This window comes from Bradyrhizobium sp. 154 (genome assembly GCF_023073875.1).
In the GTDB taxonomy this organism is placed as follows: Bacteria; Pseudomonadota; Alphaproteobacteria; order Rhizobiales; family Xanthobacteraceae; genus Bradyrhizobium.
Map to the genome: position 1 here is coordinate 1 of NZ_JADPKG010000070.1, position 531 is coordinate 531.

The window sequence follows — 531 nt, forward strand, 5'->3', positions numbered from 1 at the left end:
GGCGAGCACCGGCACATAATGCCAGGGGTCGTAGACGGTATCGCCGCGGCCAAAGGATCGCGGGTGCTCGGCAACGATACGTCCATCCTGACGGATCACGATGCGATCGGCATAGGCTTGAACCTCGACCGGTCGTCCGACTGCGCTGGCTGCGACCGAGTACTTGTTGTTGTCGAAGCGCACCAGGCAGGTCTTCGAGACCGATGCCGTCACCGCATGGAAGCCGTCGAAGCGGCCGGCATAGGGAACGAGTTTGGGGCGTTCGGCTTCGAACACGTCCCAGATCGTCTGATCGGTCAGCTCCGGATGGCGATGAGCCTTGGCGTAGGCGATGCATTTGTCGAGCAGCCAGGCGTTTAACTCGTCGAGGTTTTTGAACCGCAGCCGCGGCGTGAAGAAGCGTTCCCGGACCAGCCCGACCTGGTTCTCGACCTGCCCCTTCTCCCAGCCCGACGCTGGCGTACAGGCGACCGGATCGACCAGATAGTGGCTGCACATCTGCAGGAAGCGGCGATTGTAGAGACGGCCTTT

At 62.1% G+C, this 531-nt stretch carries 1 pseudogene; it reads right to left on the reverse strand.

The window, feature by feature from the left end:
• Positions 1-531: pseudogene (locus tag IVA92_RS17755) on the reverse strand (IS21 family transposase); the annotation flags it as partial.